This window comes from Henriciella mobilis (genome assembly GCF_003576315.1).
Taxonomy (GTDB): Bacteria; Pseudomonadota; Alphaproteobacteria; order Caulobacterales; family Hyphomonadaceae; genus Henriciella; species Henriciella mobilis.
In genome coordinates this window covers 21857-35291 of record NZ_QWFZ01000019.1, presented here as the reverse complement: position 1 = coordinate 35291, position 13435 = coordinate 21857, and the positions used below count along the sequence as shown (strand labels likewise).

Sequence of the window (13435 nt, the reverse complement as noted above, 5' to 3'; positions counted from 1 at the left end):
TAAACTCGCCCGATACTGTTGAAAAACTCCGAGTCAAAATGGGCGAATTCTGATTCAGTGATTTTCGTGCAGATCGAGGAGATGCGCGATGATGGGACGATTGGAAGAAGACGCTGCAAAGCTGTTCTATGAGTTCTCACTGGATAAGATGGTTCCGGCGGATCACTTGGTTAGAAAGATTGATCGGTTCCTCGATTTCGATGATATCCGGGCGCACCTGAAGCCCTTCTATAGTCACACGGGACGACCATCGGTTGATCCGGAACTGATGTGCCGGATGCTGATTGTTGGATACTGCTATGGCATCCGATCTGAACGTCGTTTGTGTGAAGAGGTTCATTTGAACCTTGCCTATCGATGGTTCTGTAAGCTGGGCATTGAGGACCGTGTCCCCAATCACTCGACGTTTTCTAAGGCACGTCATGGCAGGTTCCGTGAGAGTGATCTCTTCCGGAAATTGTTCGAGCAGGTCGTGTTCAGCTGCATGTCGGAAGGTCTCGTCAAAGGCGAAGGCTTTGCGGTTGATGCCAGCATGATCCGCGCCGATGCGAGTGAGGATCATGCCGTCGAGGCGGGTGAGCCGATTGATTGGTCTGATCCGAAGATCGCGTCGAGACCAGTTACCGAATATCTTGATGCGATCGATCAGGATGGTGCGCCACGCAAGAAGATCTCGCTCACGGATCCGACGGCACGGTGGACGGCTGCAATTGGCGGACAGGCCCGTTTCACCTGGGCAACCAACTATCTCCTGGATGTCGAGACATCCGTCATCGTCGATGTTGAGCCAACACCCGCTTATCGCAAAGCCGAGGTTGAAGCGGCCAAGATCATGATCGACCGAACCGAAGATCGGTTTGGGCTCAAGCCAAGACGCCTGATGGGAGATGCTGCTTACGGCTCAGCGGAAATGCTGGGCTGGATGGTCGATGAGAAACAAATCGAGCCGCATGTCGCGCTCTTCGAGACCCCAGGCGCACCAACGACAAACTTTACCATCAAAGACTTCCAGTATCACGAAGACCGAGACGTCTTCACGTGTCCTGCTGGAAAGGAGCTGCGTCAGTTCTGGAGAAACTACAAAACACCGCGCTCTGGCATCTCGAAAGATAATCGCAGAATGTATCGGTCGCGAAATACCGATTGCGCCGTTTGTCCCCTCAAATCCAATTGCTGTCCATCTGCGCCGTTCCGAAAAGTCAGTCGGTCCATCTACGAACATGCCCGCGATAAGGTGAAACGATTACGCGGAACGCATGAATATGAACAATCGAGACGGGATCGAAAGAAGGTCGAGATGAGCTTCGCGCACTTGAAGTGCCAACATCGCTTCCGACGATTAAGGTTGCGAGGCCCTACTGGGGCCAATGACGAATTTCTTCTCGCCGCAACAACTCAAAACCTTAGAAAACTCGCCAAATACGCCACCAAACCGTCTGCCACTCTCCAAAACGCCGCTTAGAACGGCCAATTGAAGCGAGCACCCCGAAGAAATAGGCCATTATAAAAAGCTAGGTCAAAAGACTGCCGAAAGTAGCCGCGAGTTTTTCAACAGAATTGCCCCATCTAAGACGTTTGCCTCATCCTTCCGGCATCGAAATTCTTCATCTATCACGATGGTTCTTAGGAGTTCCCGCAGGGTCGATTTCGTGCCTTTTGTGTCTCGATAAGACTCGATTATCTGCCTAGTCAGCAAGGTGTCCTTTGTTTCAGCCTTAGGGCATGAAACTGACCACGACCATCTTCTGGCAAGTTTTGCTCGTTCTCTGCATCGCTGTTTGTGGTGTGTGGTATGCGGCGCAGTGGACAGCTGAGCAGCTTGCCTATTCACCGCGCCTTGGTGAGCCTTGGTTTGTTTTCGGCGATACACCAATTTATCAGCCGTGGCGTTTCTTCGCCTGGTGGTACTCCTTTGAAGCTTACGCGCCGGAGACCTTTGACCGAGCTGGGCTGATTGCTGGCTCGGGCGGTGTGATCGGGCTCTTTGCTGCCGTGGTCGGGGCTGTGCTTCGATCGCGAGAATCAAAAAACGTCACGACCTACGGGTCTTCGCGCTGGGCGAAGCGTAGCGAGATTCGCCGTGCAGGCCTGCTTACCAATGATGGTGTCTTCCTTGGACAATTGCCGGGAGCTTATCTGCGCCATGATGGGCCAGAACATATTATGGCTTTCGCTCCGACCCGCTCCGGTAAGGGTGTGGGTCTCGTAATCCCGACATTGCTGTCTTGGCAGCAATCTGCAGTGATCCACGATATCAAAGGGGAAAACTGGCAGCTTACCTCGGCGTGGCGTTCTAAATTCTCTCGCGTCGTGCGCTTTGACCCGACCCACCCGGCGACGCTCCGATACAATCCGATTCTGGAAGTACGCAAGGGCCAAAACGAAGTTCGTGATGTTCAAAATATCGCTGACATTCTGGTCGACCCAGAAGGCGGGCTAGACCGCCGCAACCATTGGGACAAGACAGCCCATGCGCTGCTCGTCGGGGCTATCCTTCACGTCCTTTATGCTGAGGAACAGAAGTCTCTTGCTGGCGTTGCGCATCTGCTTGCGCACCCAGAAAGAAGTTTCCGCGACACGTTGGAATTGATGCTGCACACCGACCACCTCGGTACCGATGAAGCGCCGAGGGTTCATCCAACCGTCGCTCAATCAGCTCGTGAATTGCTCAACAAATCCGAGAATGAACGCTCTGGTGTTCTTTCTACCGCGCTCAGCTTTTTATCGCTTTATCGTGACCCAACCGTGGCGCGGGCAATATCGACATGTGACTTCCGCATCGACGATCTTGTGAAGGGCAAACAGCCACTGTCCCTTTATCTCGTCGTGCCGCCCTCTGATATTTCACGAACACGTCCATTGGTTCGCTTAATGCTGAACCAAATTGGGCGGCGACTCACAGAGGAACATGCCGCGCCTACGATTGAAAAGCGCCAAGTGTTGCTCATGCTGGACGAGTTCCCGGCTCTTGGACGGCTCGACTTCTTTGAAACGAGCCTTGGATATATGGCGGGTTATGGACTTCGCGCATTCCTGATCGCTCAGTCATTGAACCAAATCGCCAAAGCCTACGGGCCCGACAATGCCATTCTCGACAATTGTCATGTCCGGGTTGCGTTCGCCAGCAATGATGAACGCACGGCCAAACGTATTTCTGACGCGCTTGGGTCCACAACAGAACTGCGAGCGATGAAGAATTATGCCGGTCACAGGCTGGCACCGTGGCTCAGCCATGTGATGGTCTCGCGTCAGGAAACCGCGCGGCAATTGCTAACGCCAGGCGAAGTCATGCAGCTGCCGCCGGATGATGAGATTATCATGGTCGCCGGTGCCCCGCCGGTACGCGCAAAGAAGCTACGCTACTATGAAGATCGCAACTTCACTGAGCGCATTCTGCCTGAAATTGATCCCGCGCAGTCTAATTCCAATCCAGAAGCGCAACTGCCCACTCGGTGGGATGGTGTGAGGGCTTACGTGCACGAAGATCTGATGCCCTCCGATGACGATACGGGCGGGCATGAACAGACACCACGTTTGGAGAAAGACCCAAACGTCGCTCCTGAAGCCGAACCGACAGATGAGACTGAGCAAGAGAGTGAGGAGCACGAGGTATCCAAGCAACGTACGCTCTTTGGGAAGGATTTGGCTGAAGCAGATGCCTTCGACGAACTCACCACTGCGAGGCTGTTGCAGGGGAGGGAGCGATGAAGCCCAGAATCCACACCTATGTTTCAGACCTCAATTTTGCGCGCTTGCATGAGCTTGCGAAACGTCCCGGATATAGTCTTTGCGGCATCGTTGATGACGCGCTCACTGAATATCTGAGCGGGAATAAAGAGAATGAGCGCGAAGCCGTTTTTGCGCGAAGATTAGATCGCTTGTCACGGCAGTTAGATCGGCTCGAGCAGAAAGATACCGTCCACGGCGAAACGCTCGCGCTTTACATAAGATACTTCCTGATGGTGACGCCGCAACTGCCATCGAGCCAGTTGGATGTCGCCCGCGCCAAGGGTGAAGAGCAATTCGATCAGTTCCTCGAACAATTGGGACGCGATCTTCAATCTGGAAAACGCAGCCTTCAAACCGCAGTCGACGAAGTGGTTGCAGGCGCTAGCGATTTCTTCTCTGAGGCAGAGCTAGAGCGACTGCACGTACCTGCACCCGACCGAAGCACAAAAGAGGAGGCGGGTCATGCGTGATGCAAACGCCTTGGAGCGAACGGCCGATATGCTGACAACTGCGCTTGGTGAGCAAATTGCTGATGCGCTGAGCGATCCCACTGTCATTGAGATTATGACCAATCCAGATGGGCGGCTCTGGATTGAACGCCACGGGGAAGGGCGCAAAGACACAGGTTCTGAACTCTCGCCGCACGAAGTTGAGCGGGTCATCCGTCTGGTCGCGAGCCACACCGGACGCGATGTTACACGCGCGGCCCCCATCATATCTGCAGAACTCCCCTTAGGGGGCGAGCGGTTCGAAGGAGTCTTGCCACCGGTTTCGGAACAACCATGTTTCTCGATTCGAAAGCCCGCCGCTCGAATCTTTACCCTAGACGATTATGTCGATGAAGGCGTGATGAGCCCGCAAAATGCGATTGCTCTCAAGCTGGCTGTCTTGGAAAAAGAGAACATTCTCATCGTCGGCGGAACAGGGTCCGGCAAAACCACGCTCGCGAATGCTTTGCTCGCGGAGATTGCTCAGACAGGTGACCGGGTCATCCTGTTGGAAGACACAAGAGAGCTACAGTGCTCGGCACCTGATACGGTGGCGCTCCGCACTCAACCCGGCTCGGTCACCCTCTCAGATTTGGTGCGCTCGACGCTGCGACTGCGACCTGACCGGATCATTGTTGGGGAAGTGCGCGGCGGTGAAGCGTTAGACATGCTCAAAGCCTGGAATACAGGCCATCCTGGCGGGATCGCAACTGTTCATGCAAATTCTGCCGAAGCTGGTCTTTTCCGCCTTGAGCAATTGGTCGGTGAGGTGGCGCACACTGTCCCTTACGAACTCATCGCCGAGACAATCGATTGCGTGGTGTTCATTCGGCGCAAGGACGGCGTTCGCCAAGTCGAGTCCATCCTCAAATTGGATCGCCAGTGTGGCGATGGATACGTGCTGAAACCGGCTCAAGCCCCGCTGCGGGAAGTTCCTTCAACATCATCTTCAAAACCCGAAAGGACAAAACAATGAAGACGACCATTTCGAAAGTGGTGGCGCTCAGCGTAATTACCATTGCTCTTACATTGCCAGCCCACGCGGCGGGTTCCGGTATGCCATGGGAAGGGCCGCTAGATTCTATCCTTCAATCAATTGAAGGCCCGGTTGCCAAGATCCTCGCAACGATCGTGATTATCCTGACCGGCCTTGGCCTCGCTTTCGGGGAAAGCGGCGGCGGCATGCGTAAGCTATTGCAGATCGTCTTTGGTCTTTCCATCGCGTTCGCGGCCACCAGCTTCTTTCTTACCTTCTTCTCATTCGGTGGCGGAGCGACGTTCTAATGCAAGACGGGCCTGCGCTTCCTGACGGCTATAATGTGCCACTTCACAGGTCGCTGACCGAGGTCATTCTGCTCGGCGGTGCACCGAGAATGGCCGCAATCCTCAATGGCACTCTCGCCGCCGCGCTCGGTCTTGGCATGCAAATGTGGGTGGTTGGAATTGTCTACTGGATGGTCTCCCACGGGATCTGTGTTTGGGCCGCCAAACGCGACCCGAAATTCATGGAAGTGCTCACCCGCCATGTTCGACACAAGGGGTATCTCTCATGCTAAATCTGCTGGAGTATCGTGGCCGTCCTAAACGGCTTTCAGATTATCTAAATTGGGCGGCTATGGTCGCGCCCGGCGTGGTCCTCAACAAGGATGGCTCGCTGCAGCGAACCTGTCGCTATCGCGGGCCTGATCTTGAAAGCGCGACCGCAGAGCAGCTTGTTGCCTATATCGCGCGGGTCAATAATGCGCTTCGCCGGTTTGGATCAGGTTGGGCGCTGTTCTTTGAAGCTGAGCGACGACCGTCGACAGAATATCCAGACAGTTCATTCCCAGATGCGGCGAGCTGGTTGCTCGATGAAGAGAGACGCAATGTGTTTCTTGAAGCAGGCAGCCACTTTGAGAGCGATTCCTATCTAACCTTCTGCTGGATGCCACCTGCTGATCGGGCTGCCCGGGTCGAAAACTTGATGATCGAAGATCCAGGGCAAGTGCCTGAAGCCTTCTGGAATGATACGCTGGCTTCCTTTTTAGCCAACACAGATCGAAGTTTTGACCTCATTCAAACGTTGATGCCTCAGGCGAGTTGGCTAAGCGATGACGAGACGCTGACATATCTTCATGGTTGTGTCTCGACCAAGCGCCATCTCGTCAGAATGCCAAAAACCCCAATGTATCTAGATGGCTTCTTGACCGATTGTGATCTAACCGGCGGCCTAGCGCCATGCCTCGGCGATCATGCACTTCGTGTCATTTCACTCCAAGGGTTTCCAAATGCGACTGAGCCAGGGCTGCTAAGCGATCTCAATCATCTTGGATTTTCCTATCGATGGGTGACGCGCTTCCTGCCCATGGACAAGACCGAGGCCGAGAAAACCCTCAATCGCTATCGCCGACAATGGTTCGCCAAACGCAAATCAATCGTGACGGTTCTGAAAGAGACCCTGGAGAATGAACCAGCAGCGCTCGTAAATACCGACGCTGAAAATAAAGCTGCTGATGTCGATGAAGCGCTTCAGGCATTGGGCGCAGACCATGTTGGGTTTGGCTATCTTACCACCGCAATTGTCACCACGCATCGTGATCCAAAAATTGCAAGTGAGCAGGCCAAGGCCATCGAACGCGTGCTCAACGCACATGGATTCACCGCGATCAACGAAACACTCAATGCCGTCGATGCCTGGCTCGGCACACATCCCGGGAACGCCTACGCCAATGTGCGCTTGCCGCTCATCCATACGCTGAACCTTGCCCATATGGCACCGCTCGCCGCCGTTTGGGCAGGCCCGGAACGCAACACACATTTGGATGGACCACCGCTCTTAATGGCGCGCTCGTCTTCGAACACACCCTTTCGTTTAGTGACACATCAGGGCGATGTCGGTCATACAATGGTGGTTGGCCCGACGGGTGCGGGCAAGTCAGTACTCCTGTCACTGCTCGCGCTGCAATTTCGAAAGTATAACGCCGCCCGCGTCTTCGTCTTTGACAAAGGACGCTCGGCCCGCGCCGCCATGCTCGCAATGGGCGGGCGTGAATATGACCTTAGCCTAGATGGCGGTCTATCGTTTCAGCCCCTCGGGCTCATCGATGATGAAGCCGAACGCGCTGCCGCTATGACATGGCTGTTGGGTCTTTTCAAACAAGAAGGCGTTGAGTTGACGCCGGCGGTCCGAGACGCAGTATGGGAAACCTTAGTTTCCCTCTCAAACGCGCCGAAGCGTCAGCGCACGCTTACGGGCTTTTGCGCCCTACTGCAATCGACCGAGCTGCGCCAAGCGCTGCAACCTTTCACCCTTGATGGTCCATACGGCGCACTGCTGGATGCCGAGCATGACAGTTTGAAACAGGGCGATCTAGCCGTCTTCGAAATGGAGCATTTGATGCACGATAAGCGCCTTGCTGCGCCCGTGCTCTCCTATCTGTTCCACCGCTTGGAAGCTCGCTTTGATGGCGCGCCGACCTTACTCGTCCTCGACGAGGCTTGGGTCTTCTTAGACCACCCGATGTTTTCTGGGCGCCTGCGTGAATGGTTGAAAACCCTGCGGAAGAAAAATGTCTCTGTCCTGTTCGCAACTCAGTCTCTGTCAGATATTTCAGGTAGCACCATTGCGCCAACGCTGATTGAAAGCTGCCCGACGCGGATTTTCCTTCCAAATGCGCGGGCGCAAGAACAAAGTCAGACAGCGACCTATGAGGCGTTTGGCTTAAACGCCCGTCAGATTGAGCTGATTGCTCGCTCGACGCCGAAACGCGACTATTATCTACAATGCCCGGCTGGAAATCGCTTGTTTGATTTAGAGCTAGGCCCAATTGGTCTGGCACTTTGTGGGGCGGGGTCCAAACAGGATCAAAAAGCCATTGATGAGCTTTTGGCCGATCAAGCTGCAGGCGAAGCATTCACTGCCGCATGGCTCGAACACAAAGGCATCTCCTGGGCCGCAGATCTTATCCTTCAAACCAGCAATGGAGGCGTCCCATGCGCAGCCGAATAATCTCAATCGTCCTCGGCGCGGCTGCTCTTTCAGCGACCTTTGCACCTCCCGCTGATGCCTTGTTTGGCGTGGGAGATGTCGTCATCGATCCCACCAATCTCATTCAGAATGTCAATACCGCCGTCAACACGCTGAACCAAATCAACAATCAAATACAACAATTGCAAAATGAAGCGCAGATGTTGATCAATTCTGCTGAAAATCTCGCGCGGCTTGACCAGTCGTCCATTCAGGAATTGCAACGTCTTTTGCAGCGTATTGATACTCTTATGCGCAAGGGTGATGAGATCACCTATGAGGTGGCAACCTCTGAACGCCGTTATGAAGAGAATTTCCCTGAGAGCTATGAACACCTCACAAATCAGGAAATTGTGGAGCGCGCGACCGATCAATGGAAACTCGCGCGTAAGACCTTTGGCAATGCGATCCAGGTTCAATCCGGCATTGTTACGTCGATCGCGGAATCCCGCGAGACGCTGACGACGCTCGTCAATCGAAGCCAGGAAGCGGTGGGCAACCTGCAAGTCAATCAAGCGGGCAATCAGCTGATTGCGCTGAGCGTCGAGCAACAAATGCAAATGCAGCACCTTATGGCCGCCCAGCACCGCATGCTTGCAGTGGAGCATGCCCGGCGCATGGCTATCGAGGAACAGGCACGCATCCGCCACCAGCGCTTTCGCGGTGACGGTGCCGCCTACACGCGCAATTAAGGGGCAAAGCGGATGAACGACCTCAACGTCATCGATCAGTTTGTTGTCACCTTCTCGACCTATATCGATAGCGGGTTCGGGTTGTTGCAAGCGGATGTGGCATTCCTGACGACGGCCCTCATAACAATCGATATCACACTGGCAGGGCTGTTCTGGGCGATGGGGCCTGACACAGATGTCATCGGCAAGTTCCTGAAAAAGGTGCTCTATGTTGGCTTCTTCGCCCTGATCATTGGCAATTTCGCCTTCCTCGCCGACGTGATTTTTCAGAGTTTTGCGCAATTGGGGCTCAACGCAACAGGCGGCACGATTACGGCCAATGATATTATGAAGCCGGGCTTTGTTGCCGCCACGGGTTACAATGCGGCTTACCCCTTGTTGGATGAAATCGCGAAGTTGACCGGGCCAATCGCGTTCTTCAAAAACTTCGTAATCATCTTTGTTCTTGGCCTTGCCTGGCTTATTACGCTTCTAGCCTTCTTCTTTCTGGCCATTCAGCTCTTCATCACAATCATCGAATTCAAGCTGACCACTCTGGCTGGATTTGTTCTAATCCCCTTTGCCCTTTGGAACAAAACATCCTTCTTGGCCGAACGGGTTCTCGGCAATGTCATCTCATCCGGGATTAAGCTGATGGTGCTCGCCATCATTGTGGGCATTGGATCAACAATCTTTGGATCCATCACATCGACCTTTGCACCCGATGCGGTCACCCTGGAGCAGGCCTCTTCGGTCATCCTTGGATCTCTGGCTATGCTGGCTCTCGGTATTTTCGGGCCTGGCATTGCAACCGGCATTGTTTCAGGCGCGCCGCAACTCGGAGCCGGGGCGGCCATCGGTACAGCCGCTGGGGTAGGCGCAGGGGCTGTTGCAGGCGGCTCCATGGCTCGCGGTATAGCTGGCGGTGCTGGCCGAGCGGCTTCTACTTCAATTGGAGCTGCCGCATCAGTCGCGGGTGGCACACGGGCCTCATACGCACTTTCATCAGCCACCTCAGGAAAAGCAGGCGTGGCTCGCGTTGCGTCTGGTGCCGGAGGTGTCGCTGCTGCGGGTTTCGCGACCGCGAGACAATCTGCGGCCCGAGTCTTCTCGCGCATGACCGGTGATGCTGGGCGGCGCTATCGCACTGGCGGTCAAGCGGCATTTGCGGCGACGGGTGGCACAGGCGGTCCGACCCGTGTCGTAAGCCCCGCAAATGATACGTCCGGCCCTGATTGGGCGAAGAGAATCCGCCGCAGCCAATCAACACGGGATGCGGGCATGACGGCAGCCGCCGCTGTTCGCGATGGTGACCGGCCCGGTGCAGGCGAAGCACCGCGACTAAGAGACGAAGAGGATTAATCCGATGATGTGGAAACGACAGACCAACACCTTTAGCGACACACCCGAACCGGTCACGCCCTACCAGCGCGCCGCCCAAGCCTGGGATGACAGAATCGGGTCGGCCAGAGTACAGGCCAAGAATTGGCGTTTGGCTGCCTTACTGGCCATCGCCATGTCGGCCATGCTTGCTGCTGGTCTCGTTTGGCGCTCCACGCAGTCTTATGTGACGCCCTACGTCATTGAGCTATCTAGCGAAGGTGCAGTGCGCGCCGTCGGCCCTGCCGACGCAACCTACGAGCCAACAGATGCGCAGATCGCCTACCATCTGGCGGCCTTCATCAAGAATACGCGCTCGGTCTCAATTGATCCCATCATCGTGCGCCAGAATTGGTTGCAGGCCTATGCCTATGCCACCGACCGAGCAGCCTCGACATTGAACACATATGCGCAAGAAAATGATCCTTTTGCTGAGATTGGCACACGGTCTGTCTCGGTCGATGTGTCGAGTGTTGTCCGAGCGAGCGATGATAGTTTTACGCTCCGCTGGCGCGAAACCACCTTCCGCAACGGCGCAGAGATGGGCCGTGAAAACTGGACCGCCACGCTTTCAATCATTTCTGACGCGCCGCGCGACGCGGAAACACTCCATCAAAATCCGCTCGGACTCTACGTCCACGGCATCAACTGGTCGAAAGACTTAAACTAAGGGGGCTTCTATGAAGAAGACACATTTTCTCACCATCCTTCTCGGAGCCACTGCTTTAGCGGGCTGTGAGACATTCACTATGGACTCAAAGACTGCGGACATTGTCCTTGATGATGAACCCTTTATCGAGGCGGTCTATCTATCTGACGCTGATTTAGATGGACCGGAGGTCGTAGACACCCCGGTCGCGCAGGCGCCGCTTGTGGCCCGAACATTTGGGCCCGGCATCTCCCCGAAGGAACTCGCAGGAGCAGGTGAGACCGAAACGCTCAAGCCCTATCAGGCCATAGAGCGGGCCAACGCATCGGCCGCCATCGAGCCGTCACCGGCCAACTATATGAACGCAATCCAGATCTACCCTTATACGCGCGGCGCGCTCTATCAGGTCTATACCGCACCAGAGCAGGTCACCGACATCGCCCTACAACCGGGTGAAGAACTAATGTCTGTCTCAGCCGGTGACACGGTGCGTTGGGTGCTCGGCGATACGGTGTCCGGTGCAGGTGATCATGCTCAGGTCCATATTCTCGTCAAACCGATTCAAGCAGGGCTTAAAACCAATCTGATCATCACGACTTCACGGCGTGCCTACCATCTTGAGCTTCACGCTTTTAGAGAAACCTATATGGCGGCGGTGTCATGGCGCTACTCTGATCAACCGCTTGTACGCCGCTCGCCGGTGGCCAAGACATCAGGAGAGAAATCAGCAGCGTCGCTTGGCTTGCAACTCGACCGATTGCGGTTTCGCTATGAGATCAGCGGAGACAAGCCACACTGGCGACCGTCGCGCGTGTTTGATGATGGGCGAAAAGTCTACATCCAGTTCCCCGCGCGCTTGGATCAAGGCGAAGCGCCGCCGCTCTTTGTTGTTGGCCGCGATGGAAAATCCCAGCTCGTGAACTATCGCATGCGGGACAATTATTATGTTGTTGACCGGTTGTTTGCGATGGCTGAGCTGCGCCTGGGAGAGAAAAACCAAGACGTCGTTCGTATTGAGCGTAATGATCTGCAGATGGCATCGCGATGAGCCCGAACGATCCATCTATCGGAGTGCAAGACCTGGCACTTAGGTCTTCGCCTGCGCCCATCCGCAGGTTCAGCAAAAAAGCGCTCGCGGTTGTCTTGGGCGGTGCTTCGGCCATTGTGCTCGGCTCATTTGCATTGGCGATGAGTGGGTCCCGAAATGATACAGTCGCTCCCGCGCGTGAGCTATATTCGACGGCAAACAAGCCGACGGCTGCGGGACTGGCGAACCTACCTGTTTCTTATGCAGAGGTCGATCAAAAGCCCGACATCTTGGGTCCGCCCTTACCGGGCGATCTTGGGGCACCGATTCTGAAAGCCCAGCGTGAGGGCCGCCTTGATCCGCAACCATCCGTCGTTTTCGATCTACCGCGCGATGATGCTGCAGTCGAAGCAATTGAACGTGAGGCCGAGCGCACCGAAGCCGCGCGGCAGAGTGGCTTGTTCTTTACAAATGCAGCGGAGAACAGGTCATCGGTTGAACAGGCCGCGGCGCGATTATACGCACCCGCAGCGGCGCAAGACCCGTTCGCTGCATTGAAAGCCTTGCAAATCGGACCGCAGCAGCAGGGGTATGGAGGCGATCCAAATTATCAGGACCGTAAAGCTGACTTTGTGGCTGAGAAACTGGACCGCTCAATTTACAATCCCTATCAAATCGAAACGCCCGCATCGCCTTGGCAAGTCATGGCAGGGACCGTCATTCCAGCAACGCTGCTCACGGCGATTAATTCAGACCTACCGGGTCAGGTTGTCGGTCAGGTCACTGAGCCGGTCTATGACACGGTCACCGGGCAGACCGTTCTTATTCCGCAAGGCAGCCGGATTATTGGCCGCTATGACAGCGTCGTCGCTTATGGCCAGTCGCGGGCATTGGTCGTCTGGAATAGGATCATCATGCCGGATGGAACCTCCATCCGTATTGAAAACCTACCTGGCGTTGATGGACGTGGAAATGCTGGTCTCAAGGACCGGGTCAACAATCACAGCCTGCGTATCTTCTCAGCCGCTGCGCTTTCAAGCCTCATCAGCATTGGCGCAGAGCTTTCAGACGATGAGGATGACCGTATCGCAAGCGCGCTCCGAGACGCTGCGCAAGATGGCGCGTCACAAGTTGGCAATGAGGTTATACGCAGGCAGCTCGCCGTGCAGCCAACCATAACAATTCGGCCTGGTTGGCGCCTGCGCATCCTTGTCCATCAAGACATTATTCTTCAGCCCTATGGAGGTGGCTAAATGACCGGAACGAAACTCAAAATCGGCCCGCTTGCTGATCGTACACCCGTTAAACTGTCCGTCGCAGTAGAGCCCGAATTGCATGGCGATCTTAATGATTATGCTGAGGTTCACTCTCGCACCTACGGCAAACAGGTGAGCGTCGCTGATCTCATTCCATCCATGTTGCGCGCGCTTATCGAAAGCGATGCCGGGTTCAAACGGGCTCGGCGCGATATGAAGCCCTAAAAAC

General features: G+C 55.2%; 13 protein-coding genes. All 13 read left to right on the top strand.

Annotation, left to right across the window (positions count from 1 at the left end; translation table 11 throughout):
* The first annotated feature begins 88 nt into the window (after positions 1–88).
* Positions 89–1462 (top strand): transposase, encoded by a 1374-nt coding sequence (locus D1227_RS10930; protein ID WP_119404061.1) that lies wholly within the window; start codon positions 89–91, stop codon positions 1460–1462.
* Positions 1463–1722: 260 nt separating this feature from the next.
* Complete coding sequence (gene traG / locus D1227_RS10925) at positions 1723–3708, top strand: IncP-type conjugal transfer protein TraG (RefSeq protein ID WP_119404697.1); 1986 nt, start codon at positions 1723–1725, stop codon at positions 3706–3708.
* The gene (locus D1227_RS10920; RefSeq protein WP_119404696.1) at positions 3705–4199 is read left to right on the top strand and encodes a CopG family transcriptional regulator; all 495 of its coding nucleotides are present in this window, start codon (positions 3705–3707) and stop codon (positions 4197–4199) included. The genes traG and D1227_RS10920 overlap by 4 nt, the downstream gene beginning before the upstream one ends.
* Positions 4192–5193, top strand: coding sequence for a P-type conjugative transfer ATPase TrbB (gene trbB, locus D1227_RS10915; protein WP_119404695.1), 1002 nt, complete (start codon positions 4192–4194; stop codon positions 5191–5193). The genes D1227_RS10920 and trbB overlap by 8 nt, the downstream gene beginning before the upstream one ends.
* A complete protein-coding gene (locus D1227_RS10910) occupies positions 5190–5501 on the top strand; it encodes a TrbC/VirB2 family type IV secretion system protein (protein ID WP_119404694.1) in 312 nt (103 codons plus the stop codon). Before trbB ends, D1227_RS10910 begins: the two co-directional genes overlap by 4 nt.
* The gene (locus D1227_RS10905; protein ID WP_119404693.1) at positions 5501–5773 is read left to right on the top strand and encodes a VirB3 family type IV secretion system protein; all 273 of its coding nucleotides are present in this window, start codon (positions 5501–5503) and stop codon (positions 5771–5773) included. The genes D1227_RS10910 and D1227_RS10905 overlap by 1 nt, the downstream gene beginning before the upstream one ends.
* Positions 5767–8205: a conjugal transfer protein TrbE gene (gene trbE / locus D1227_RS10900; RefSeq protein ID WP_119404692.1), complete on the top strand. Its 2439-nt coding sequence runs from the start codon at positions 5767–5769 to the stop codon at positions 8203–8205. The genes D1227_RS10905 and trbE overlap by 7 nt, the downstream gene beginning before the upstream one ends.
* Positions 8190–8915, top strand: coding sequence for a P-type conjugative transfer protein TrbJ (gene trbJ, locus D1227_RS10895; RefSeq protein ID WP_158586625.1), 726 nt, complete (start codon positions 8190–8192; stop codon positions 8913–8915). The genes trbE and trbJ overlap by 16 nt, the downstream gene beginning before the upstream one ends.
* Before the next feature lie 12 nt (positions 8916–8927).
* Positions 8928–10256: a P-type conjugative transfer protein TrbL gene (gene trbL / locus D1227_RS10890; protein WP_119404690.1), complete on the top strand. Its 1329-nt coding sequence runs from the start codon at positions 8928–8930 to the stop codon at positions 10254–10256.
* 4 nt (positions 10257–10260) lie between these two features.
* Positions 10261–10944 carry a conjugal transfer protein TrbF gene (gene trbF / locus D1227_RS10885; RefSeq protein ID WP_119404689.1) on the top strand — a complete coding sequence of 228 codons (684 nt, stop codon included), beginning with the start codon at positions 10261–10263 and terminating at the stop codon, positions 10942–10944.
* Positions 10945–10954: 10 nt separating this feature from the next.
* Positions 10955–11971, top strand: coding sequence for a P-type conjugative transfer protein TrbG (gene trbG / locus D1227_RS10880; protein WP_119404688.1), 1017 nt, complete (start codon positions 10955–10957; stop codon positions 11969–11971).
* A complete protein-coding gene (locus D1227_RS10875; protein WP_119404687.1) occupies positions 11968–13203 on the top strand; it encodes a TraB/TrbI/VirB10 family type IV secretion system protein in 1236 nt (411 codons plus the stop codon). The genes trbG and D1227_RS10875 overlap by 4 nt, the downstream gene beginning before the upstream one ends.
* Complete coding sequence (locus tag D1227_RS10870; RefSeq protein WP_119404686.1) at positions 13204–13431, top strand: DUF2274 domain-containing protein; 228 nt, start codon at positions 13204–13206, stop codon at positions 13429–13431. It begins immediately after the preceding gene.
* The last annotated feature ends 4 nt before the right edge of the window (positions 13432–13435 follow it).

Coding starts and splice junctions, on each gene's coding strand:
- D1227_RS10875 (WP_119404687.1), top strand. CDS start 11,968: ATGAGCCCGAACGATCCATCTATCGGAGTGCAAGACCTGGCACTTAGG.
- D1227_RS10920 (WP_119404696.1), top strand. CDS start 3,705: ATGAAGCCCAGAATCCACACCTATGTTTCAGACCTCAATTTTGCGCGC.
- trbF (WP_119404689.1), top strand. CDS start 10,261: ATGATGTGGAAACGACAGACCAACACCTTTAGCGACACACCCGAACCG.
- D1227_RS10930 (WP_119404061.1), top strand. CDS start 89: ATGATGGGACGATTGGAAGAAGACGCTGCAAAGCTGTTCTATGAGTTC.
- D1227_RS10905 (WP_119404693.1), top strand. CDS start 5,501: ATGCAAGACGGGCCTGCGCTTCCTGACGGCTATAATGTGCCACTTCAC.
- traG (WP_119404697.1), top strand. CDS start 1,723: ATGAAACTGACCACGACCATCTTCTGGCAAGTTTTGCTCGTTCTCTGC.
- trbJ (WP_158586625.1), top strand. CDS start 8,190: ATGCGCAGCCGAATAATCTCAATCGTCCTCGGCGCGGCTGCTCTTTCA.
- D1227_RS10870 (WP_119404686.1), top strand. CDS start 13,204: ATGACCGGAACGAAACTCAAAATCGGCCCGCTTGCTGATCGTACACCC.
- trbE (WP_119404692.1), top strand. CDS start 5,767: ATGCTAAATCTGCTGGAGTATCGTGGCCGTCCTAAACGGCTTTCAGAT.
- trbL (WP_119404690.1), top strand. CDS start 8,928: ATGAACGACCTCAACGTCATCGATCAGTTTGTTGTCACCTTCTCGACC.
- trbG (WP_119404688.1), top strand. CDS start 10,955: ATGAAGAAGACACATTTTCTCACCATCCTTCTCGGAGCCACTGCTTTA.
- D1227_RS10910 (WP_119404694.1), top strand. CDS start 5,190: ATGAAGACGACCATTTCGAAAGTGGTGGCGCTCAGCGTAATTACCATT.
- trbB (WP_119404695.1), top strand. CDS start 4,192: ATGCGTGATGCAAACGCCTTGGAGCGAACGGCCGATATGCTGACAACT.